Source organism: Burkholderia sp. HI2761 (assembly GCF_002223355.1).
Lineage (GTDB): Bacteria > Pseudomonadota > Gammaproteobacteria > Burkholderiales > Burkholderiaceae > Burkholderia.
The window spans coordinates 581,012-601,868 of record NZ_NKFN01000004.1; the positions used below are offsets into that span (position 1 = coordinate 581,012).

The window sequence follows — 20,857 nt, forward strand, 5'->3', positions numbered from 1 at the left end:
GGGTGTACTTCCCTGGTTTGACGTCGCCAAGCCCCGCACGCTTCGCGGGGCCAAATCAGGCGCAACGCCGTAATTTTCGCAACCGGCAGCCTGCGGACACACTTCGCGCCGTCGGGCTACCGATCAAATTCTTTTCAACCAACTTTCCGTTACCGCGGCGCCTTGCCGACCGAATCCGCCTGTGGGCGCGATCCTTGCCGACGGGCGGCGCCGTGCGTGCAACTTGCTGCTTCTCTTTGATTAGGGGCGAGCAGCGGACCCCCGGCGCAAGTAAAATAGCAGTTTGCGCTTGCGCCTTGCCCAATTCAGCCGGGGCCGGCCGATCAGGCCACCCACAACGTCAGGCTGGGCAAAATTATATTCAGTATGAATGAGTTAGGCAAAATATCCCAGAATTCGGTCGCAAGCGGCCAGGTATCGATGATCGAGATCGACGAAAACTCGGCCGGTCAGCGGATCGACAATTTCCTGTTGCGCGTCTGTAAAGGCGTGCCGAAAAGCCATATTTATCGGATCCTCCGCAGCGGCGAAGTGCGCGTCAACAAGGGCCGGATCGACGCGCAGTACCGGCTGGCACTGGGCGACCTCGTTCGCGTGCCGCCGGTGCGCGTGGCGGCGGCCGACCTCGCGCGCGCCGACACGCCGGTCGTGCCGCCCGCGAATTTCGACGTGCTGTACGAGGACGACGCGATGCTCGTCATCGACAAGCCGGCCGGGGTCGCGGTCCACGGGGGCAGCGGCGTCGCATTCGGCGTGATCGAGCAGATGCGCCAGGCGCGTCCGCGTGCGAAATTCCTCGAACTGGTGCACCGGCTCGACCGCGAGACGTCCGGGATCCTGATGCTCGCGAAGAAGCGCACGGCGCTGGTGGGCCTGCACGAGCAGATCCGCGAGAACCGGATGGACAAGCGCTACTTCGCGTGCGCTCACGGCGAATGGCAGCCCGACTGGGGCCGGCGCCGCGCGGTGAAGGCGCCGCTATTCAAGTATTCGACCCCGGAAGGGGAGCGCCGCGTGCGCGTGCAGGACGACGGGCTGGCGTCGCATACGGTGTTCAACCTCGTCGATCGCTGGTCCGACTATGTGCTCGTCGAAGCGGAACTCAAAACGGGTCGGACCCATCAGATCCGGGTGCACCTTGCGCATCTCGGCCTGCCGATCGCCGGCGACGCCAAGTACGGCGATTTCGCACTGAACAAGGCGCTGGCGCGCGCGAACGCGCAGCCGTCGCTGAAACGGATGTTCCTGCATGCGCACCGGCTGCGGCTCGCTCATCCGCTGACCGGCGAGGCGCTGCAGTTCGATGCGCCGCTGCCCGCCGAATGCAGGCGCTTTCTCGATCAACTCAGCGCATTGCGCGATACCGCCTGAACCGCATGGCTCGACAGCAATTTGACCTGATCGTCTTCGACTGGGACGGCACGCTGATGGATTCGACTGCGCACATCGCGCACAGCATCCAGGCCGCATGCCGCGATCTCGGCCTGCCCACGCCGTCCGACGAGGCTTCCCGTTACGTGATCGGCCTCGGCCTGCGCGATGCGTTGCAGATCGCCGCTCCGACCCTCGATCCGTCCGACTACACGCGGCTCGCCGAGCGCTACCGCTATCACTATCTGCTCGACGACCAGCGCATCGCGCTGTTCGCCGGCGTGCGCGAGTTGCTCGCCGAGCTGCGCGACACCGGGTACCTGCTCGCCGTGGCGACCGGCAAGGGGCGCGTCGGGCTGAACCGCGTGCTCGACCAGTCGAAGCTGACGAGCTGGTTCGATGCGACGCGCTGCGCGGACGAAACGTTCTCGAAGCCGCATCCGGCGATGCTGCACGAGTTGTCGCGTGAATTGGGGCAGGACTTGGCGCGCACCGTGATGATCGGCGACACCACGCACGACCTGCAGATGGCCGCCAGTGCCGGCGCGGCCGGCGTGGGCGTGGCGTACGGCGCGCACACGGCCGATGCGCTGGCGGCGCTCACGCCGCGCTTCGTCGCGCCGGACGTCGGCGCGCTGGCCGCATGGCTGCGGGAGCACGCGTGAGCGCGGCGTCGCAGGCCGTGCGCGTGTGCGCATCGGACGCGCTGACCGACGGCGGCGCCGGCGTGCGCGTCGACGCGACGCTGCGCGGCGAGCAGGCCGTCGTATTCTTCGTGCGCTACGACGGCCGCGCCTACGGCTACCTGAACCGCTGCGCGCACGTGCCGATGGAGCTCGACTGGGCCGAAGGGCAGTTCTTCGAGTCGTCGGGCCTCTATCTGATGTGCGCGACGCACGGCGCGATCTACGCGCCGGATACCGGCAAGTGCGTCGGCGGCCCGTGCCGCGGCGGCCGCCTGCGCCCGGTCGAGGTCGACGAGCGCGACACGCCCGACGGCCGTGCGGTATTCTGGGTGCCCGATGCCGATCTGCATCCTGCCACTCCCGCCACGACCGACTGACGACACCACTGCATGGCCGACCAACCGAATTCCCCGGATTCCTCCTCCCGTCCCGACAACCGTGAACCGAGCTGGGAGCGCGCGGCGCTCGAGCGGATCGCGCTCGCGGCCGTCAAGGAGCAGCGCGCGGCACGGCGCTGGAAGATCTTCTTCCGCTTCGCGTTTCTCGGCGTGTTCGTGCTGCTCGCGTTCGCGCTGATCGATTTCTCGAGCGATTCGAAGTTCTCGTCGAGCGGGCGGCATACGGCGCTCGTGACGATCGACGGCGAGATCGCGGCCGGCGTCAACGCGAACGCCGACGACATCAACACGGCGCTCGACGCCGCGTTCGACGACGACGGCACGGCCGGCGTCGTGCTGCGGATCAACAGCCCGGGCGGCAGCCCGGTGCAGGCCGGCATGGTCTACGACGAGATCCGGCGGTTGCGCGGCAAGTATCCGGACAAGCCGCTGTACGTCGTCGTGACCGACATGTGCGCGTCGGGCGGTTATTACATCGCGTCCGCGGCCGACAAGATCTTCGTCGACAAGGCGAGCATCGTCGGGTCGATCGGCGTGCTGATGGACGGGTTCGGCTTCACCGGGCTGATGGGCAAGCTCGGGGTCGAGCGGCGCCTGCATACGTCGGGCGAAAACAAGGGCTTCTACGATCCGTTCTCGCCGGAAACGCCGAAGATGGACGCGCACGCGCAGGCGCTGCTCGACCAGGTGCATGCGCAGTTCATCAAGGCCGTGAAGGATGGCCGCGGCAAGCGGCTGCACGAGACGCCCGACATGTTCTCGGGCCTGTTCTGGACCGGCGAGAAGAGCGTCGAGCTCGGGCTCGCCGACGGCTACGGCACGACCGACACGGTCGCGCGCGACGTGCTGAAGGCGCCGGATCTGGTCGACTACACGGTGAAGGAAAGCCTGACGAATCGGGTCGCGCGCAAGTTCGGCGCGGCCGTCGGGGGCGCCGCGATGAAGGCGCTGACTGCCGGCGGCGCGTCGGTCAGCCTGCGCTGACGGCTGACGGCGGCAATCGGCGGGCCGAAATGGCCCGCCTTTCACTTTCATCGGTCAGCCGATCGCCGGTCGCGGCATCAGTTCGCTAGCAGCAAGAAGATCGCGGGGCGCTTGTGCAGATTCGGCGCAGGCGCCTTTTTCCAGTCCATCACCGTGCGACTCGCGATCGTCTCGGTCGGTAGGGTCAGGTCGGCCGCGACGCAGATCTGCGTCGACGGCGCGCAGGTCGCGACCAGCGTGTCGAGCATCGCGTGATTTCGGTACGGCGTTTCGATGAAGATCTGCGTCTGGCGCGCCTTGCGCGACAGTTGCTCGAGTTCGCGCAGACGCTTCGCGCGCGCGGCCGCATCGACCGGCAGGTAGCCGTTGAACGCGAAACTCTGGCCGTTTAGGCCCGACGCCATCAGCGCGAGCAGGATCGAACTCGGCCCGACGAGCGGCACGACCTTCACGCCGCGCTCGTGCGCGCGGCGCACCAGCAGCGCGCCGGGGTCGGCGACGGCAGGACAGCCGGCCTCCGACACGAGGCCGGCGTCCGCGCCGGCCAGCACGGGCGCGAGCAGCCGGTCGATGGCGCCGCCCGGCGTATTGACGTTCAGCTCGCTGATCTCGATTTCCTGGATCGGGCGCGTCGTGCCGATCTTCTTCAGAAACGCGCGGGTCGTTTTCGCGTTTTCGCCGATGTAATAGCCGAGCGTGCCGGCGCGCGCCTGCACGGCGGCGGGCAGCACGGCGGCGAGCATCGATTCGTCGCCTTCGCCGAGCGTGTTCGGGACAAGATAAAGCGTGCCGGCGGTCATGCGCGGTCTCCTCGGGTGATTGCAAACAGCGGGTAGTCGGCGGCGCGCAGCATCCGCGTGAGGGCGATCAGCGGCAGGCCGACGAGCGCGGTCGGGTCGTCCGAATCGATCGCGTCGAGCAGGGCGATGCCGAGCCCTTCGGATTTCGCGCTGCCGGCCACGTCGTACGGCGTTTCCGCGCGCAGGTAGGCGTCGAGCTCGGCTTCGGGCAGCGAACGGAAGCGCACGTGCGTGACGATGTCCTCGAGCTGCGCATCGTCCGTACGGCTGTCGTACAGGCAGAGTGCGGTGTGGAATTCGACTTCACGGCCCTGCATCGACACGAGTTGCGCGAGCGCGCGCTCATGCGTGCCGGGCTTGCCGATCTGGTGCCCGTCGAAGGTCGCGACCTGGTCCGACCCGATCACGAGCACGCCGTCCGGCGCGTCGATCGTCGCGGCCACGGCGCGCGCTTTCGCGCCGGCGAGACGCAGCGCGGTCGCGGCCGGCGTTTCGCCGGCGAGCGGGGTTTCGTCGAGGTCGGGCGACACGACGTCGAACGGTACGCCGAGGCGCTCGAGGAGCGCGCGGCGGTAGCGGGAACTGGAGGCAAGAATCAGCCGCGGCGGGCGGCAAACGGTATCCGGCATGGTCGGTTGGGTCGGTGAGTCGTCAGGTGTGGCGCGGCGTTGCGCGGACGCAAGCTTAAGTGATTGACCGCAAAAGGTAAAACAGGTATGCTTTCCCGCTTTTCGTCGGCAGGCTTTCGTTGTGGTGGCGCCTGCCGGGTCTTCGGAAGTAAAGTACGTCATCCTTCGATGAGCCGTACGCGAGCGGTGCCAAGCCGGATCCCGCAAGTCAGCCTGTAGGCAGGAGCGCACATGAACACTTCTTCTGGCAAACCTGCAGCGGCCCTCGATCCGCATGCGGTCGACCTGTTCGAGTTCGCCCGCAGCGGGCGGCAGGCAGCCGGGGCGGTGCGCCTCTCGCAGCTGCCGCGCATGTTAAACGAAGTGCCGACGGACGCGCCGGATCGCGACACGGTCTTCACGTGGCAGGCGGAAGGGTTCACGCAGAAGGAGTTGCAGGACGACGGCGCCGACGGGCAGCAGCCGTATCTGCGCCTCGCGGTGCACGGCCATGCGTGGCTCACGTGCCAGCGCTGCGTGACGCCGTACGACCAGACGTTCGACGTCGACATGACGTACCGGGTCGTCGCGACCGAAGAAGAAGCCGAGGAATTTCCGCTCGACGACGATGAAGCCGATGTGATCGTGGGCTCACGCCAGTTCGATCTCGTCGACTTGATCGAAGAGGAATTGCTGCTTTCGTTGCCGCTCGTGCCCAAGCACGAGGTTTGCCCGGCAGTTCACGAAAGCCTCGTGTCGGGCGCGAGCGGTCCCGTGGAAGAGGCGGACGAAGAGTCCGACGAAGCCGGGGACGAAGGCAAACGGCCGAATCCGTTCGCAGCGCTGCAAGCGTTGAAGAAGGACGGTGACGGCACCAAGAAACATTAAGCAGTTGTGGCGCGGGAAGGCGTAAGGGCTTTGGGCCAGGGTAGTTAAGCGCCGGATCGGGCTGTGTTAGAATCCGGAAAATTATTTAGGAGTTAGTCATGGCAGTCCAGCAAAACAAGAAGTCGCCGTCGAAGCGCGGCATGCATCGTTCGCACGATTTCCTGACGGCAGCGCCGCTGGCAGTCGAGCCGAGCACGGGTGAAGTGCACCTGCGTCACCACGTCAGCCCGAACGGCTACTATCGCGGCAAGAAAGTCGTCAAGACGAAGAACGACTAAGCGTCAAGTCACGCGTTGCGCGCTACGTTCGCCGTTCGCGTGACAACTGGTTCGCTTGACACTTTCCTGGCTCAACAAAAAGGCGGCATTCAACTGCCGCTTTTTTGTGCCTGAAATTCGTCGCATTCCATGACCGTAAAGCTCACAATCGATTGCATGGGAGGCGACCACGGCCCGTCCGTGACCGTTCCCGCGGCAGTCAAGTTCGTCCGCGCGCATCCCGATGCGCACCTGATGCTCGTCGGCATCGAAAGCGCGATTCGCGCTCAGCTGAAGAAGCTGAAAGCCCTCGACGATCCCGCGTTGACCATCGTGCCCGCCACCGAAATCGTGGCGATGGACGACCCTGTCGAAGTGGCGCTGCGCAAGAAGAAGGATTCTTCGATGCGCGTGGCGCTCAACCACGTCAAGGAAGGCGCGGCGCAGGCCTGCATTTCGGCCGGCAATACCGGCGCGCTGATGGCCGTTTCCCGTTACGTACTCAAGACGCTGCCCGGCATCGAGCGGCCCGCGATCGCGTTCGCGCTGCCGAACCCGACCGGCTACACGATGATGCTGGACCTCGGCGCGAACGTCGACTGCGAGCCGCAGCATCTGCTGCAGTTCGCGGAGATGGGGCACGCGCTCGTGGCCGCCCTCGAAGGCAAGGAGCGCCCGACGATCGGCCTGCTGAACATCGGCGAGGAGGTCATCAAGGGCAACGAGACGATCAAGCGCGCAGGCGAGCTGCTGCGCGCCAGCACGCTCAATTTCCGCGGCAACGTGGAAGGCAACGACATCTACAAGGGCACCGTCGACGTGATCGTCTGCGACGGCTTCGTCGGCAACGTCGCGCTGAAGACGTCCGAAGGGCTCGCGCAGATGCTGTCGGACATCATCCGCGAGGAGTTCGGCCGTTCGCTGATGTCGAAGCTGATGGCGCTGCTCGCGCTGCCCGTGCTGATGCGTTTCAAGAAGCGCGTCGACCATCGCCAGTACAACGGCGCGGCGTTGCTGGGGCTGAAGAGCCTCGTGATCAAGAGTCACGGTTCGGCCGACGCCTACGCGTTTGAGTGGGCGATCAAACGCGGGTATGATGCCGTCAAAAACGGGGTGCTGGAGCGCCTCACGCGCGCGATGGCGGATAATTCAGTGTCGCTCGGCGATGGCGAGCACGACGCGGGCGGCGCGGGCCATGCAAGCCCGGCCGCAGGCCATCACGCCGAACCTTCCGCTGCGCAATCCTCTAAAGCATAAATGGCCCAATCGACTCTCTATTCCCGCGTGCTCGGCACGGGCAGCTACCTGCCGCCCGACCGCGTCACCAACCAGCAGTTGACCGATCGTCTCGCGAAGGAAGGCATCGAGACGAGCGATGAATGGATCGTGGCGCGCACGGGCATCCACGCGCGCCATTTCGCCGCACCGGACGTCACGACGAGCGATCTCGCGCTCGAGGCGTCGCGTCGTGCGATCGAAGCGGCCGGTGTCGATCCGCAGTCGATCGACCTGATCATCGTCGCGACTTCGACCCCCGATTTCGTGTTCCCGAGCACCGCGTGCCTGCTGCAGAACAAGCTCGGCATCAAGAACGGCGGCGCGGCATTCGACGTGCAGGCCGTGTGTTCGGGCTTCGCGTATGCGATGGCGACGGCCGACAGCTTCATCCGCAGCGGCCAGCACCGTACGGCGCTCGTGATCGGCGCGGAGACGTTCTCGCGCATTCTCGACTTCAAGGACCGCACGACCTGCGTGCTGTTCGGCGACGGCGCGGGCGCGGTGATCCTGTCCGCATCGGAAGAGCCGGGCGTGCTCGGCAGCGCGTTGCACGCGGACGGCAGCTACTCGAACATCCTGTGCACGCCGGGCAACGTCAATCGCGGCGTGATCGACGGCAGCGCGTTCCTGCACATGGACGGGCAGGCCGTGTTCAAGCTCGCGGTCAACGTGCTCGAAAAGGTCGCGATCGAAGCGCTCGCGAAGGCGAATCTCGCGCCCGAGCAAATCGACTGGCTGATTCCGCACCAGGCCAACATCCGCATCATGACCAGCACCTGCCGCAAGCTCGGCCTGCCGCAGGAGCGCATGGTCGTGACGGTCGACCAGCACGGCAATACGTCGGCCGCGTCGATCCCGCTGGCGCTCGACGTCGCGGTGCGCGACGGCCGCATCCAGCGTGGCCAGCACGTGCTGATCGAAGGCGTCGGCGGCGGCTTCACCTGGGGCGCGTCGGTCTTCCGCTTCTGATCCGCGGCGCGCGATTGCCGCGCGCGGATCCCGTCGGCGCGCCGTTCGTGCGCGCCGTCCGAATCGATTCAATTGGGGACGATATGAAATTTGCATTCGTTTTTCCGGGGCAGGGCTCGCAGGCGATCGGCATGCTCAACGCATTCGCCGATCTGGCCGTTGTACGCGAGACGCTCCAGGAAGCGTCCGATGCACTCAATCAGGATCTCGGCAAGCTGATCGCCGAAGGTCCGGCCGAAGAGCTGAATCTGACCGCCAACACGCAGCCCGTGATGCTGACCGCGGCGTACGCGTGCTACCGCGCGTGGCAGCAGGCAGGCGGTCCGGCGCCGTCGATCGTCGCCGGCCACAGCCTCGGTGAATACACGGCGCTCGTCGCGGCCGGCGCGCTCGCGTTCAAGGACGCGGTGCCGCTCGTGCGCTTTCGCGCGCAGGCGATGCAGACGGCCGTGCCGGTCGGCCAGGGCGGCATGGCCGCGATCCTGGGCCTCGACGACGACACGGTGCGCGCGGTGTGCGCCGAAGCCGCGGAAGCGGGCGTCGTCGAAGCGGTGAACTTCAATGCGCCCGCGCAGGTCGTGATCGCAGGCAGCAAGGCCGCGGTCGAAAAGGCGTGCGAAATCGCGAAGGCGAAGGGCGCGAAGCGTGCGCTGCCGCTGCCGGTGTCGGCGCCGTTCCATTCGTCGCTGCTCAAGCCGGCGTCGGACCAATTGCGCGACTATCTCGCAAACGTCGACGTGAAGGCGCCGCAGATTCCGGTCATCAACAACATCGACGTCGCCGTGGTCGGCGATCCGGCCGCGATCAAGGATGCGCTGGTGCGCCAGGCCGCGGGCCCGGTGCGCTGGGTCGAGTGCGTGCGGCACATCGCGGGCACGGGCGTCACGCACGTGATCGAATGCGGTCCGGGCAAGGTGCTCGCCGGCCTGACGAAGCGCATCGACGCCAACCTGACGGGTGCGTCGGTGTTCGATCCGGCTTCGCTCGACGAAGCGCTCAAGCTGGTGACCGCCTGACGCGGCGCCTTTTCCCAAGCAACGGATATTCGATTCATGGACAAGACTCTCGATAAACAGGTGGCGATCGTGACCGGCGCGTCGCGCGGCATCGGCCGTTCGATCGCGCTCGAGCTCGCGCGCCTGGGCGCGACGGTGATCGGCACGGCGACGAGCGAATCGGGCGCCGCCGCGATCACCGCGGCGTTCGCGGAAGCGGGCGTCACGGGCCGCGGTGCGGTGCTGAACGTCAACGACGCAGCCGCCGCCGAGGCGCTGATCGACGCGACCGTGAAGGAATTCGGCGCGCTGAACGTGCTCGTCAACAACGCGGGCATCACGCAGGACCAGCTCGCGATGCGGATGAAGGACGAGGACTGGGACGCGGTGATCGACACCAACCTGAAGTCGGTGTTCCGTCTGTCGCGTGCGGTGCTGCGCCCGATGATGAAGGCGCGCGGCGGCCGTATCATCAACATCACGTCGGTGGTCGGCTCGGCCGGCAATCCGGGTCAGGTCAACTACGCGGCCGCGAAGGCCGGCGTCGCGGGCATGACGCGTGCGCTCGCGCGCGAAATCGGCAGCCGCGGCATCACGGTGAACTGCGTGGCGCCGGGCTTCATCGACACCGACATGACGAAGACGCTGCCGGAAGAACAGCAGGCCGCGCTCAAGACCCAGATTCCGCTCGGCCGCCTCGGCAGCCCGGAGGACATCGCCCATGCCGTCGCGTTCCTCGCATCGCCGCAGGCCGGTTACATCACCGGCACGACGCTGCACGTGAACGGCGGCATGTACATGTCGTAACGATTTTCGTTTACCATCCGCGCCGTATCCCGTTTTTCAGGCGGATCGGCGCTTGATCGACCATCAAGCCAACGCGCGTTTTGGCGTCAGCAAACCTGATAAAATGCGCGCACTTGTAAATCTGAACTTTCCCTCGGAGGGGTAATGGACAACATCGAACAACGTGTCAAGAAGATCGTCGCTGAACAACTGGGCGTCGCGGAAGCCGAGATCAAGAACGAAGCTTCGTTCGTGAACGACCTGGGCGCCGACTCGCTCGACACGGTCGAACTGGTGATGGCGCTCGAAGACGAGTTCGGCATGGAAATCCCGGACGAAGAAGCAGAGAAGATCACGACCGTTCAGCAAGCGATCGACTACGCTCGCGCAAACGTCAAGGCGTAAGCGCCTTTCGCGCTTGTCCGCCACGTCGCCGCGATCTTCGCGATTGACGCGCCATCCTGCCGGCTTCGCGCCGGATGGACTAACAGCCACAGGGCTCGCAGGGCTGGTTCCTGTGGCCACTGTGGCTTTTGTTTTTGTCATCCAATAATGGAAAAGAGGTTACCGTGAGCCGCCGTCGTGTTGTCGTTACAGGCCTGGGGCTGATTTCGCCTGTTGGCAATAGTGTTGCCGACGGCTGGGCCAATCTCGTCGCCGGCAAGTCCGGTATCGCCACCGTCACGAAGTTCGATGCGTCGAACCTCGCCTGCCATTTCGCGGGCGAAGTGAAGGGTTTCAGCGCCGAGGAATACATCCCGGCGAAGGAAGCCCGGAACATGGATACGTTCATCCATTACGGCATCGCCGCCGGCGTCCAGGCCATCCGGGACAGCGGGCTGGAAGTGAACGAAGCCAACGCGGAACGCATCGGCGTGCTGGTCGGCTCCGGCATCGGCGGCCTGCCGATGATCGAAGATACGCACCAGACCTACGTCGATCGCGGCGCGCGCCGGATTTCGCCGTTCTTCGTGCCGGGTTCGATCATCAACATGATCTCGGGTCACCTGAGCATCATGTTCGGCCTGAAGGGCCCGAACCTCGCGGCCGTGACGGCCTGCACGACCGGCCTGCACAGCATCGGCCTCGCCGCGCGCCTGATCCAGGCCGGCGACGCCGACGTGATGGTCGCGGGCGGCGCCGAATCGACGGTGTCGCCGCTCGGCATCGGCGGTTTCGCGGCAGCGCGCGCGCTGTCGACCCGCAACGACGATCCGGCTGCCGCGTCGCGTCCGTGGGACAAGGACCGCGACGGCTTCGTGCTGGGCGAGGGCTCGGGTGTGATGGTGCTGGAAGAGTACGAGGCGGCGAAGGCGCGCGGCGCGAAGATCTACGCGGAAGTCGCGGGCTTCGGCATGACGGGCGACGCGTACCACATGACCGCGCCGAACATGGACGGCCCGCGCCGCTGCATGGTCGCGGCGCTGCGCGACGCCGGCCTGAACGCGGACGAGGTCCAGTACCTGAACGCGCACGGCACGTCGACGCCGCTGGGCGACAAGAACGAGTCCGACGCGGTGAAGGCGGCCTTCGGCGAGCACGCGTACAAGCTCGTCGTGAACTCGACGAAGTCGATGACGGGCCACCTGCTGGGTGGCGCGGGCGGCCTCGAATCGGTGTTCTCGGTGCTGGCGCTGCACAACAACGTGTCGCCGCCGACCATCAACATCTTCAACCAGGACCCCGAGTGCGATCTCGATTACTGCGCGAACACCGCGCGTGACATGAAGATCGACGTTGCCGTGAAGAACAACTTCGGCTTCGGCGGTACCAACGGCACGCTGGTGTTCAAGCGCGTCTGACGTCGAATCACTTGACGAGTCCATTCGATGCTCCGGCCGGGCGTCCGCAGCGCTTTGCGTTGCGGGCCTCGGCCGTGTCGTATCTCGTGCTGGCCATGTTCGTCGCGTCGGCTGCCGCGTCGGCGTACCTGTTCTGGGCGCCGCGCGCGGGCGCTGCCGCCGGCACGGGCGTGTCGGCCGCGACGGCGGCACTGCTGGCCGTATGGGCGGCGCGGGCCTGCGCCCGCCGGCTGCCGGCCGAGCTGCGGATCGATGCGTTCGGGGAGATTGCGGCGTTTGGCCGCACCGGGCGGTTGCTGGCCCGCGGCCGGGTGACGGGCCACGCGCACTGGAGCAGCCTGCTGCTGGTGCTGTCGGTCGGGCAGGGCGTCCGGCGGGCCCGGCCGCTGCTGATTCCGGCCGATGCGCTCGATGCCGCATCGTTCAGCGCGCTGTCGGTGCTGGCGAGGACGGCAGGCGCGGCGGGGCGGGCATGACGGCGGCGCGGTTACCGGCCGTAACCAGCGTCCTGCGCCGGAACGCTACAATAACGCTCCGCGTTGCATCCCTAGTTAACGGATTTGTCAGGTGAGTGAAAAAGAAATCGATCAGGCTCTGGTCGAGCGCGTACAGAAGGGCGACAAGGCGGCGTTCGAACTCCTGGTCTCCAAATACCACCGCAAGATCATTCGGTTGATTTCGCGCCTCGTGCGGGATCCCGCCGAGGTCGAGGATGTGGCCCAGGACGCGTTCATCAAGGCGTATCGTGCGCTGCCGCAATTCCGCGGCGAATCGGCGTTCTATACGTGGTTGTACCGAATTGCCGTGAACACGGCGAAGAACTACCTTGCGACGCAAGGCCGCCGGGCGCCGACCTCGACCGAGGCCGATGCGGAGGAAGCGGAAACTTTCTCCGACGCAGACCAACTAAGGGATATCAACACGCCTGAGTCGATGTTGATGAGCAAGCAGATTGCCGAAACGGTCAACGCTGCAATGGCTCTGCTGCCCGAAGAACTGCGCCAGGCAATCACGCTGCGCGAGATCGAGGGCCTGAGCTACGAAGAGATCGCGGAAATGATGGGCTGTCCGATCGGGACGGTCCGGTCGCGAATCTTCCGCGCGCGCGAGGCAATCGCTGCCAAATTGCGTCCGCTGCTCGATACGCCCGAAGGCAAGCGCTGGTAAGCGCGACGGGCGGAACGACGCGGGTCGGGGTCTAGTTACGGATAGAGTCGTGAATTCACGACGGGGTGTGCAAGATGGGGAGCATCATGGGGTCGGTCAATACGCAATCGCAAGCGTGCTCGCGCGGCGAGCGCCTTTCCGCGCTGGTCGACGGCGAAATGTTCGATGGCCCGGATCACGGGCAGTTTCTGGCTGAGCTCGACCGCGCGGATCGCGCCGTGTGGGCCCATTACCACCTGATCGGCGATGCGCTGCGCTCGGACGAGCTCGCGCTGCCGCCCGCGCTGAGCGTCGCGTTCACCGCGCGCATGTCGGCTGCGCTCGAAAGCGAGCCGCATCTGCTGGCGCCGGCGGCCGCGCCGGTCGCACGCAAGCTGCTGTCGCTGCGCCGCCGCGTCGTGCCCGCGTTCGCGGTGGCCGCCGCGGCCGCCACGCTGACGTGGATCGTCGTCCCGCAGATGCAGACGGCCGGTGCCCCGGGCGCCGTCCAGGTCGCATCGGTCGGCGCGCCGCAGAACGGCAACCTGCAGCGCGTGACGGTTGCGCAGGCATCGGCCCAGCCGGGCCTGCAGGACGTCAACATCATTCGCGACGCCAGCCTCGACCAATACCTTGAAGCGCACCAGCAATTCGCCCAGCAGCCCGTCGTCACGGGTCCGATGCCGCTGATCCGCGCCGCCGTGACCACCACGCCAGGCCAATAAACCCGATGCGGACATTGCAGTTGAATCACGCCATCTCCGGATGGAAGCGGCTGCCGGCCCTCCTGCTTTGCGCAGCCGCCCTGTTGTCCGTTCAATCCCTTCCCGCCAGCGCCCAGCAACCGGACGATCCCGTCGCGACCCGCAAGGGCGCCGCGGACTGGCTCGACCGCGTGCAGCAGGCGGCGCAGCAACAGAGCTACGAAGGTACGTTCGTCTACCAGCGCGGCGGGTATGTGCAGTCGTCGCGCATCGCGCACGTGTCGTCCCGCGACGGCGAGTTCGAGCGGATCGAGACGCTCGACGGCAAGCCGCGCAAGCTGCTGCGGCACAACGACGAGCTGTACACGTTCGTGCCCGAGCGCAAGCTGTGCGTGGTCGAGCGCCGTCAGACGCGCGACTCGTTCCCCGCGCTGCTCGGCGCGAGCGGCGAGCACGTGATGTCCGTGTACGACGCGAAGTCGCTCGGCAAGGACCGTGTGGCCGGAATCGACGCGCAGGTCGTCGAGCTCGTGCCGAAGGATGCGTACCGTTTCACGTACAAGCTGTGGGCCGATGCGCGCACGGGGCTGTTGCTGCGTTCGCAGACGCTCGACGCGAACGATCACGTGCTCGAACAGATCGCGTTCTCGCAATTGCAGACGGGCGGCGCAAGCGGCGACAAGGCCGCGATTGCAGCCGGCATGCGCAACCTGAGCGGCTGGACGGTCGTGCGCCCGCCGGTCGCGACGGTCGACATGGAGGCGCAGGGCTGGCAGCTTGCGCCGAGCGTCGCCGGCTTCCAGAAAATCCGTGAAGTGCGCCGGCCGATGGCCGCGCGCGACGCGGGCGATCCGCCGATCCCGGTCGATCAGGCCGTCTTCACCGACGGCCTCGCGACGATCTCGGTTTTCATCGAGCCGGCCGAAAAGAATACGCGCAAGGAAGGCGCGGGCAGCACCGGCGCGACGCACGTTCTCGTGAAGCGCCGCGGCGACTACTGGATCACCGTGCTCGGCGAAGTGCCGCCGGCTACGTTGCAGCAGTTCGCGTCTGCCATAGAATACAAGGCTTCCAAGTAACGCTACGGCTCCCGACATGATGAAACTCACGCTGCGCAAATGGCTCGCGGCGGCGGCGCTGTCTGCCTGCCTGCCGCTCGTGCCGCATACCGCATTCGCAGTGACGGCTCCCGCTGCCAGCCTGCCCGACTTTGCCGATCTGGTCGAAAAGGTCGGGCCGGCCGTCGTGAACATCCGGACCACCGCCAACGTGCCGACGAGCGGCCCGCGCGGCATGCTCCCGCCGGGCTTCGACAACGGCGACATGTCGGAATTCTTCCGGCGCTTCTTCGGCATTCCGCTGCCGCAGGCGCCCGGCAACGGCGGCAACGGTGGCAACGGCAGCAACCCGAAGAATGCGCCGGCGCCGGACAATCCGCCCGACACCGAGCAGAACCGCGGCGTCGGCTCGGGCTTCATCGTGTCGGCCGACGGTTACGTGATGACCAATGCGCACGTCGTCGACGATGCGGACACCATCTACGTGACGCTGACCGACAAGCGCGAATTCAAGGCGAAGCTGATCGGCGTCGACGATCGCACCGACGTCGCGGTCGTCAAGATCCAGGCGTCGAACCTGCCGGTCGTCGCGATCGGCGATTCGAACAAGGTGCGCGTCGGCGAGTGGGTCGTCGCGATCGGCTCGCCGTTCGGCCTCGACAACACGGTCACGGCCGGCATCGTCAGCTCGAAGAGCCGCAACACGGGCGACTACCTGCCGTTCATCCAGACCGACGTCGCCGTGAACCCCGGCAACTCGGGCGGCCCGCTGATCAACATGCAGGGCGAGGTGATCGGCATCAACTCGCAGATCTACAGCCGGACCGGCGGCTTCATGGGCATTTCGTTCGCGATTCCGATCGACGAGGCGATGCGCGTGGCCGACCAGCTGAAGGCGACGGGCAAGGTCACGCGCGGCCGGATCGCGGTGGCGATCGGCGAGGTGACGAAGGACGTGGCCGACTCGATCGGGCTGCCGAAGGCCGAAGGCGCACTCGTCAGCAGCGTCGAGCCGGGCGGCCCGGCCGACAAGGCCGGCATCCAGCCGGGCGACATTATCCTGAAGTTCAACGGCCGTCCGGTCGAGGCGGCGTCGGATCTGCCGCGCATGGTCGGCGACACGAAGCCCGGCACGAAGGCGACGGTCAGCGTATGGCGCAAGGGTCAGGCACGCGATCTGCCGATCACGATCGCCGAGACGCCGACCGAGTCGACGGCGAAGGCCGAGCAGCGCAAGAACGCGCCGCAGAAGCCGCGCCAGACCAATTCGCTCGGCCTGACGGTCAGCGACCTGACGGCGGAGCAGATGAAGACGCTGAAGTTGAAGAACGGCGTGCAGATCGACGGCGTCGACGGCCCGGCCGCCCGTGCAGGCCTGCAGCGCGGCGACATCGTGCTGCGTGTGGGCGACACCGACATCACGAACGCGAAGCAGTTCGCCGACGTGACCGCGCAGCTCGATCCGCAGAAGGCGGTCGCGGTGCTCGTGCGGCGTGGCGACAACACGCAGTTCGTGCCCGTGCGGCCGCGCCAGAAGTAACGCGCCGATGTTCACGCTCTACGGCCGCGGCTGGTGCCACCTGTGCGACGACATGCGCGACGCACTGGCGCCGGTGGCGGCCGAATTCGGCGTCGCGGTCGACTACGTCGACATCGACACCGACGCGGCGCTCGTCGCGCGTTACGACGAGGACGTGCCCGTGCTGCTGCTGGACGGCGCGGAAGTGTGCCGCCACCGGTTCGACGACGCGCGGGTGCGCGACGCGCTGGCGGCTCGGGGCTGAACCTGGTCCCCGCCGGCCGGCGCCGCTTCGCACGGGGCATGATCCGGCGGGCGGCTCCGTCGGGCCCCCGCGTGACGGGGCGTCCGAAATCCCGCCCGGCGTAAGCCTTTTCGGCTAAAATAAGCCGTTTTTTCACCGACTTACAAGGCGTGCTCCGCAGTCGTGAGCGCGCCTTTTTCGCTTGATCGGCACTGAATGGATCATATTCGCAATTTCTCGATCATCGCCCACATCGACCATGGCAAGTCGACGCTCGCGGATCGCATCATCCAGGTATGCGGCGGCCTCGCCGACCGTGAAATGGAGGCGCAGGTGCTCGACTCGATGGATATCGAGCGCGAGCGCGGCATCACGATCAAGGCGCAGACTGCCGCGTTGTCCTATCGCGCGCGCGACGGCAAGGTCTACAACCTGAACCTGATCGACACGCCGGGGCACGTCGACTTCTCGTACGAGGTCAGCCGTTCGCTGTCCGCGTGCGAAGGCGCGCTGCTGGTCGTCGACGCCAGCCAGGGCGTCGAGGCGCAGACGGTCGCGAACTGCTACACGGCGATCGAGCTCGGCGTCGAGGTCGTGCCCGTGCTGAACAAGATCGACCTGCCGGCCGCGAACCCCGAGAACGCGATCGAGGAGATCGAGGACGTGATCGGCATCGATGCGGCCGACGCGACGCGCTGCAGCGCGAAGACGGGCCTCGGCGTCGAGGACGTGCTCGAAGCGCTGATCGCGAAAGTGCCGCCGCCGAAGGGCGATCCGGCCGCGCCGCTGCAGGCGCTCATCATCGATTCGTGGTTCGACAACTACGTCGGCGTCGTGATGCTGGTGCGCATCGTCAACGGCACGCTGCGCCCGAAGGACAAGATCAAGATGATGGCGACCGGTGCGCAGTATCCGGTCGAGCACGTCGGCGTGTTCACGCCGAAGTCGCGCAATCTCGAATCGCTGTCGGCCGGGCAGGTGGGCTTCATCATCGCCGGCATCAAGGAGCTGACGGCCGCGAAGGTCGGCGATACCGTCACGCACGCGGCCAAGGCTGCCGCCGAGGCGCTGCCGGGCTTCAAGGAAGTGAAGCCGCAGGTGTTCGCGGGGCTCTATCCGGTCGAGGCGAACCAGTACGATGCGCTGCGCGAATCGCTCGAAAAGCTGAAGCTCAACGACGCATCGCTGCAGTACGAGCCGGAAGTGTCGCAGGCACTCGGCTTCGGCTTCCGCTGCGGCTTCCTCGGCCTGCTGCACATGGAAATCGTGCAGGAGCGTCTCGAGCGCGAGTTCGACATGGATCTCATCACGACCGCGCCGACGGTCGTCTACGAGGTCGTGATGAGCGGCGGCTCGATCATCAAGGTCGAGAATCCGGCGAAGATGCCGGAGCCGCCGAAGATCGAGGAGATCCGCGAGCCGATCGTCACGGTGAACCTGTACATGCCGCAGGACTACGTCGGCTCGGTGATCACGCTGTGCGAGCAGAAGCGCGGCTCGCAGATCAACATGCAGTACCACGGTCGACAGGTTCAACTGACCTACGAGATTCCGATGGCCGAGATCGTGCTCGATTTCTTCGATCGGCTGAAGTCGGTGTCGCGCGGCTACGCTTCCATGGACTACGAGTTCAAGGAATACCGTCCGGCCGACGTCGTGAAGGTCGACATGCTGATCAACGGCGACAAGGTCGATGCGCTGTCGGTCATCGTTCACCGTTCGCAGTCGCAGTACCGCGGCCGCGAAGTGGCCGCGAAGATGCGCGAGATCATTCCGCGCCAGATGTACGACGTGGCGATCCAGGCCACGATCGGCGCGCACATCATCGCGCGCGAGAACATCAAGGCGCTGCGCAAGAACGTGCTGGCGAAGTGCTACGGCGGCGACATCACGCGGAAGAAGAAGCTGCTCGAAAAGCAGAAGGCGGGTAAGAAGCGCATGAAGCAGGTGGGGTCGGTCGAGATCCCGCAGGAGGCGTTCCTCGCGATCTTGCGCGTCGAAGACAAATAACAGGACTGATCCTTTTATGAATTTTGCGCTGATTCTTTTTGTGCTCGTCGTCGTGACGGGCGTAGCGTGGGTGCTGGACAAACTGGTGTTCCTGCCGCGGCGTCGCAAGGCGGCCGACTCGGCGATCGAGGAGTTCGATCGCCAGCAGGCGCGCATCGACAAGCGTTTCGCGGACGAAAACGCCGTGCAGACGCGTTCGAAGCTGCGTGACGAAAAGCTGCGTCAGCCGTGGTGGCTCGAGTACACGGCGAGCTTCTTCCCGGTGATCCTGGCCGTGTTCGTCGTGCGTTCGTTCGTCGTCGAGCCGTTCAAGATTCCGTCGGGCTCGATGGTGCCGACGCTGCTCGTCGGCGACTTCATCCTCGTCAACAAGTTCGAGTACGGGCTGCGGCTGCCGGTCACGAACACGAAGATCACGCAGGGCAGCCCGCTGTCGCGCGGCGACGTCGTCGTGTTCCGCTATCCGAAGGACGAGTCGGTCGACTACATCAAGCGCGTGATCGGCCTGCCGGGCGACACGGTCGCGTACCAGGACAAGCAACTGACGATCAACGGCCAGCCGGTGCCCGAAGCGCCGCTGCCCGATTTCTTCGACGACGAGCGCCAGAATTACGCGAAGCAGTTCGAGGAAACGATCGGCAACAAGAAGAACGCGATCCTCAACAACCCGGCCGTGCCGCCGTTCGTGATGGGCGCATACGACTATCCGTATCGCGACAACTGCACGTACAACAGCCGCGGCGTGATCTGCAAGGTGCCGCCCGGTCACTACTTCATGATGGGCGACAACCGCGACAACAGCGCGGACAGCCGCTACTGGGGTTTCGTGCCGGACCAGAACATCGTCGGCCGCGCGTTCTTCATCTGGATGAACTTCAGCGACCTGAAGCGCATCGGTTCCTTCAACTGACCGCATTCGCTTCACACGCAATACGCGACGCACGGGCCGCGTCGCGTATTGCCGAACTACTTTAAGAACCGGCGGTAACACCGCCTCGTCACGCCTTTTCGTGTCCGGCCGTGCCGTTTCGGCCCGACCGGGCGCCCGCGTTATACTCCTGCACATGCCCCTATCCCAGTTGGAAAGCCGGCTGCGCTACGAATTTCGCAATGCGGAATTGTTGCGCCAGGCTTTGACCCATCGCAGTCACAGCGCCACGCACAACGAACGGCTCGAGTTTCTCGGCGATTCCGTTCTGAATTGCGCGGTGGCCGCCCTTTTGTTCCAGCGTTTCAGCAAGCTGGACGAAGGTGACCTGTCGCGCGTACGCGCCAATCTCGTCAAACAGCAGTCGCTGTACGAAATTGCTCAGGCCCTGAATATCTCGGACGGCCTGCGGCTGGGCGAGGGCGAGTTGCGCAGCGGGGGATTCCGTCGCCCGTCGATCCTCGCGGACGCGTTCGAAGCCATCATCGGGGCCGTGTTCCTCGATGGCGGCTTCGAAGCCGCCCAAGGGGTCATCAAGCGGCTCTATATCCCGATTCTCGATCACATCGATCCGCGCACGCTCGGCAAGGACGCGAAGACGCTGCTGCAGGAATACCTGCAGGGGCACAAGATCGCGCTGCCGACCTATACGGTCGTCGCGACGCATGGTGCGGCGCACAATCAGCAGTTCGAGGTCGAGTGCACGGTGCCGAAGCTGGACGTGAAGGTATCGGGTTCCGGCGCCAGCCGGCGCGCGGCCGAGCAGGCCGCCGCGAAGAAGGCGCTCGACGAAGTGATGGCGGCCGCGCCGATGCTGGCCGCGAAGCCGAAGCGCTCGAAAAACGCACGCGGGTCCAAGCACGTCGAACCCGAGATCGTGCCGGGCGTGAAGGGCGTGCAGGAAGCGCTCGACCTGCGCTCGCCGGAGCGGAAGGAGCGTGCGGCGGCGCGCGAGGCCAGGGCGGCTGGCGCGGTGCCGGCTGCGACCGCTGCGGCTACGGCCACGGGCGCCGAGCCGGCCGTCGCGCCGATGGCCGCGATTCGCGCGGCGCATGTCGAGCCGGCAGCGGACAAGGGCGAGCGGGCGGCGAAGCCGGCCACCGACAAGGTTGCCGACAAACCGGCCGAGCGGCCCGACAAGGCTGCCGAAAAACCCGCCGAGGCCGCGCCGCGCGCAGCCGACAAGCCGGCCGGCCACGCAGCCGATTCGGCATCGTCGTCGGCCGACAAGCCCTCCGCGAGTGTCGACTCGGCCGCGCGCCCGCCGGCGCGCGCACGCGATGCCGCGGCGCCCGACGCCGAGACGCCGCCTGGCGGCGCGAGTCTTGCTGCCGCGCAGGCGCGCGTGGCCGATGCCGACCACTGAATTGCCCATCGATCGTGCCGCGCGCCGCGCGGCCGTTTCCGAACCTGTCTCCCAAACGAT

At 66.3% G+C, this 20,857-nt stretch carries 23 protein-coding genes; 21 read left to right on the forward strand and 2 right to left on the reverse strand.

Annotation, left to right across the window (positions count from 1 at the left end):
• Positions 1-366 precede the first annotated feature (366 nt).
• From CFB46_RS09395 to CFB46_RS09410, 4 genes are read left to right on the forward strand one after another with little or no spacing between them, the layout of a single operon-like run.
• The gene (locus tag CFB46_RS09395; RefSeq protein ID WP_027783921.1) at positions 367-1,371 is read left to right on the forward strand and encodes an RluA family pseudouridine synthase; all 1,005 of its coding nucleotides are present in this window, start codon (positions 367-369) and stop codon (positions 1,369-1,371) included.
• 5 nt (positions 1,372-1,376) lie between these two features.
• Entirely contained in the window at positions 1,377-2,036 is a 660-nt protein-coding gene (locus CFB46_RS09400) for an HAD-IA family hydrolase (RefSeq protein ID WP_089499829.1), read from the forward strand.
• Entirely contained in the window at positions 2,033-2,434 is a 402-nt protein-coding gene (locus tag CFB46_RS09405; RefSeq protein ID WP_089500381.1) for a Rieske (2Fe-2S) protein, read from the forward strand. Before CFB46_RS09400 ends, CFB46_RS09405 begins: the two co-directional genes overlap by 4 nt.
• A gap of 12 nt (positions 2,435-2,446) precedes the next feature.
• On the forward strand, positions 2,447-3,439 hold the full coding sequence (locus CFB46_RS09410) for a S49 family peptidase (protein WP_027783924.1): 993 nt from the start codon (positions 2,447-2,449) through the stop codon (positions 3,437-3,439).
• A gap of 77 nt (positions 3,440-3,516) precedes the next feature.
• Here CFB46_RS09410 and CFB46_RS09415 read toward each other — a convergent pair whose 3' ends face one another.
• Complete coding sequence (locus tag CFB46_RS09415; RefSeq protein WP_027783925.1) at positions 3,517-4,239, reverse strand: SAM-dependent methyltransferase; 723 nt, start codon at positions 4,237-4,239, stop codon at positions 3,517-3,519.
• Positions 4,236-4,868, reverse strand: a complete 633-nt coding sequence (locus tag CFB46_RS09420) for a Maf-like protein (RefSeq protein WP_089499830.1) — start codon at positions 4,866-4,868, stop codon at positions 4,236-4,238. Before CFB46_RS09420 ends, CFB46_RS09415 begins: the two co-directional genes overlap by 4 nt.
• A gap of 231 nt (positions 4,869-5,099) precedes the next feature.
• Between CFB46_RS09420 and CFB46_RS09425 the strand changes: the two genes are divergently transcribed.
• From CFB46_RS09425 to rnc, 17 genes are all read left to right on the forward strand, one after another.
• The gene (locus CFB46_RS09425) at positions 5,100-5,735 is read left to right on the forward strand and encodes a DUF177 domain-containing protein (protein ID WP_027783927.1); all 636 of its coding nucleotides are present in this window, start codon (positions 5,100-5,102) and stop codon (positions 5,733-5,735) included.
• 98 nt (positions 5,736-5,833) lie between these two features.
• Positions 5,834-6,013 carry a 50S ribosomal protein L32 gene (gene rpmF, locus CFB46_RS09430; protein WP_006051932.1) on the forward strand — a complete coding sequence of 60 codons (180 nt, stop codon included), beginning with the start codon at positions 5,834-5,836 and terminating at the stop codon, positions 6,011-6,013.
• 129 nt (positions 6,014-6,142) lie between these two features.
• Complete coding sequence (gene plsX, locus CFB46_RS09435) at positions 6,143-7,249, forward strand: phosphate acyltransferase PlsX (RefSeq protein ID WP_027783928.1); 1,107 nt, start codon at positions 6,143-6,145, stop codon at positions 7,247-7,249.
• Positions 7,250-8,239, forward strand: coding sequence for a beta-ketoacyl-ACP synthase III (locus tag CFB46_RS09440; RefSeq protein ID WP_089499831.1), 990 nt, complete (start codon positions 7,250-7,252; stop codon positions 8,237-8,239). It abuts the gene before it with no gap.
• Positions 8,240-8,322: 83 nt separating this feature from the next.
• The gene (gene fabD, locus CFB46_RS09445) at positions 8,323-9,255 is read left to right on the forward strand and encodes an ACP S-malonyltransferase (protein ID WP_089499832.1); all 933 of its coding nucleotides are present in this window, start codon (positions 8,323-8,325) and stop codon (positions 9,253-9,255) included.
• Between the two features lie 36 nt (positions 9,256-9,291).
• The gene (fabG, locus tag CFB46_RS09450; RefSeq protein ID WP_006476504.1) at positions 9,292-10,041 is read left to right on the forward strand and encodes a 3-oxoacyl-ACP reductase FabG; all 750 of its coding nucleotides are present in this window, start codon (positions 9,292-9,294) and stop codon (positions 10,039-10,041) included.
• Between the two features lie 144 nt (positions 10,042-10,185).
• Positions 10,186-10,425 carry an acyl carrier protein gene (acpP, locus tag CFB46_RS09455; RefSeq protein ID WP_004197638.1) on the forward strand — a complete coding sequence of 80 codons (240 nt, stop codon included), beginning with the start codon at positions 10,186-10,188 and terminating at the stop codon, positions 10,423-10,425.
• 164 nt (positions 10,426-10,589) lie between these two features.
• The gene (gene fabF, locus CFB46_RS09460; RefSeq protein ID WP_089499833.1) at positions 10,590-11,822 is read left to right on the forward strand and encodes a beta-ketoacyl-ACP synthase II; all 1,233 of its coding nucleotides are present in this window, start codon (positions 10,590-10,592) and stop codon (positions 11,820-11,822) included.
• 11 nt (positions 11,823-11,833) lie between these two features.
• Complete coding sequence (locus CFB46_RS09465) at positions 11,834-12,298, forward strand: hypothetical protein (RefSeq protein ID WP_089499834.1); 465 nt, start codon at positions 11,834-11,836, stop codon at positions 12,296-12,298.
• Positions 12,299-12,389: 91 nt separating this feature from the next.
• The gene (rpoE, locus tag CFB46_RS09470) at positions 12,390-12,989 is read left to right on the forward strand and encodes an RNA polymerase sigma factor RpoE (protein ID WP_006490873.1); all 600 of its coding nucleotides are present in this window, start codon (positions 12,390-12,392) and stop codon (positions 12,987-12,989) included.
• An 86-nt stretch (positions 12,990-13,075) separates the two neighbouring features.
• Positions 13,076-13,693 carry a sigma-E factor negative regulatory protein gene (locus CFB46_RS09475; RefSeq protein ID WP_089499835.1) on the forward strand — a complete coding sequence of 206 codons (618 nt, stop codon included), beginning with the start codon at positions 13,076-13,078 and terminating at the stop codon, positions 13,691-13,693.
• A gap of 5 nt (positions 13,694-13,698) precedes the next feature.
• Entirely contained in the window at positions 13,699-14,751 is a 1,053-nt protein-coding gene (locus tag CFB46_RS09480; protein ID WP_027783934.1) for a MucB/RseB C-terminal domain-containing protein, read from the forward strand.
• 16 nt (positions 14,752-14,767) lie between these two features.
• Entirely contained in the window at positions 14,768-16,270 is a 1,503-nt protein-coding gene (locus tag CFB46_RS09485) for a DegQ family serine endoprotease (RefSeq protein WP_027783935.1), read from the forward strand.
• 7 nt (positions 16,271-16,277) lie between these two features.
• Positions 16,278-16,514 (forward strand): glutaredoxin family protein, encoded by a 237-nt coding sequence (locus CFB46_RS09490; RefSeq protein ID WP_027783936.1) that lies wholly within the window; start codon positions 16,278-16,280, stop codon positions 16,512-16,514.
• 195 nt (positions 16,515-16,709) lie between these two features.
• Complete coding sequence (gene lepA / locus CFB46_RS09495; RefSeq protein ID WP_089499836.1) at positions 16,710-18,503, forward strand: translation elongation factor 4; 1,794 nt, start codon at positions 16,710-16,712, stop codon at positions 18,501-18,503.
• Positions 18,504-18,519: 16 nt separating this feature from the next.
• A complete protein-coding gene (gene lepB / locus CFB46_RS09500; protein ID WP_027783938.1) occupies positions 18,520-19,413 on the forward strand; it encodes a signal peptidase I in 894 nt (297 codons plus the stop codon).
• Between the two features lie 154 nt (positions 19,414-19,567).
• Complete coding sequence (rnc, locus tag CFB46_RS09505; protein ID WP_089499837.1) at positions 19,568-20,797, forward strand: ribonuclease III; 1,230 nt, start codon at positions 19,568-19,570, stop codon at positions 20,795-20,797.
• Positions 20,798-20,857: the final 60 nt, after the last annotated feature.

What these genes read in the sequence shown, in the direction of transcription:
- CFB46_RS09415 (WP_027783925.1), bottom strand. Translation starts at nt 4,239, where the DNA reads ATGACCGCCGGCACGCTTTATCTTGTCCCGAACACGCTCGGCGAAGGC.
- rpmF (WP_006051932.1), top strand. Translation starts at nt 5,834, where the DNA reads ATGGCAGTCCAGCAAAACAAGAAGTCGCCGTCGAAGCGCGGCATGCAT.
- lepB (WP_027783938.1), top strand. Translation starts at nt 18,520, where the DNA reads ATGAATTTTGCGCTGATTCTTTTTGTGCTCGTCGTCGTGACGGGCGTA.
- CFB46_RS09410 (WP_027783924.1), top strand. Translation starts at nt 2,447, where the DNA reads ATGGCCGACCAACCGAATTCCCCGGATTCCTCCTCCCGTCCCGACAAC.
- plsX (WP_027783928.1), top strand. Translation starts at nt 6,143, where the DNA reads ATGACCGTAAAGCTCACAATCGATTGCATGGGAGGCGACCACGGCCCG.
- lepA (WP_089499836.1), top strand. Translation starts at nt 16,710, where the DNA reads ATGGATCATATTCGCAATTTCTCGATCATCGCCCACATCGACCATGGC.
- CFB46_RS09395 (WP_027783921.1), top strand. Translation starts at nt 367, where the DNA reads ATGAATGAGTTAGGCAAAATATCCCAGAATTCGGTCGCAAGCGGCCAG.
- CFB46_RS09475 (WP_089499835.1), top strand. Translation starts at nt 13,076, where the DNA reads ATGGGGTCGGTCAATACGCAATCGCAAGCGTGCTCGCGCGGCGAGCGC.
- acpP (WP_004197638.1), top strand. Translation starts at nt 10,186, where the DNA reads ATGGACAACATCGAACAACGTGTCAAGAAGATCGTCGCTGAACAACTG.
- CFB46_RS09485 (WP_027783935.1), top strand. Translation starts at nt 14,768, where the DNA reads ATGATGAAACTCACGCTGCGCAAATGGCTCGCGGCGGCGGCGCTGTCT.
- rnc (WP_089499837.1), top strand. Translation starts at nt 19,568, where the DNA reads ATGCCCCTATCCCAGTTGGAAAGCCGGCTGCGCTACGAATTTCGCAAT.
- CFB46_RS09440 (WP_089499831.1), top strand. Translation starts at nt 7,250, where the DNA reads ATGGCCCAATCGACTCTCTATTCCCGCGTGCTCGGCACGGGCAGCTAC.
- CFB46_RS09490 (WP_027783936.1), top strand. Translation starts at nt 16,278, where the DNA reads ATGTTCACGCTCTACGGCCGCGGCTGGTGCCACCTGTGCGACGACATG.
- CFB46_RS09425 (WP_027783927.1), top strand. Translation starts at nt 5,100, where the DNA reads ATGAACACTTCTTCTGGCAAACCTGCAGCGGCCCTCGATCCGCATGCG.
- CFB46_RS09420 (WP_089499830.1), bottom strand. Translation starts at nt 4,868, where the DNA reads ATGCCGGATACCGTTTGCCGCCCGCCGCGGCTGATTCTTGCCTCCAGT.
- CFB46_RS09400 (WP_089499829.1), top strand. Translation starts at nt 1,377, where the DNA reads ATGGCTCGACAGCAATTTGACCTGATCGTCTTCGACTGGGACGGCACG.
- fabD (WP_089499832.1), top strand. Translation starts at nt 8,323, where the DNA reads ATGAAATTTGCATTCGTTTTTCCGGGGCAGGGCTCGCAGGCGATCGGC.
- fabG (WP_006476504.1), top strand. Translation starts at nt 9,292, where the DNA reads ATGGACAAGACTCTCGATAAACAGGTGGCGATCGTGACCGGCGCGTCG.
- CFB46_RS09480 (WP_027783934.1), top strand. Translation starts at nt 13,699, where the DNA reads ATGCGGACATTGCAGTTGAATCACGCCATCTCCGGATGGAAGCGGCTG.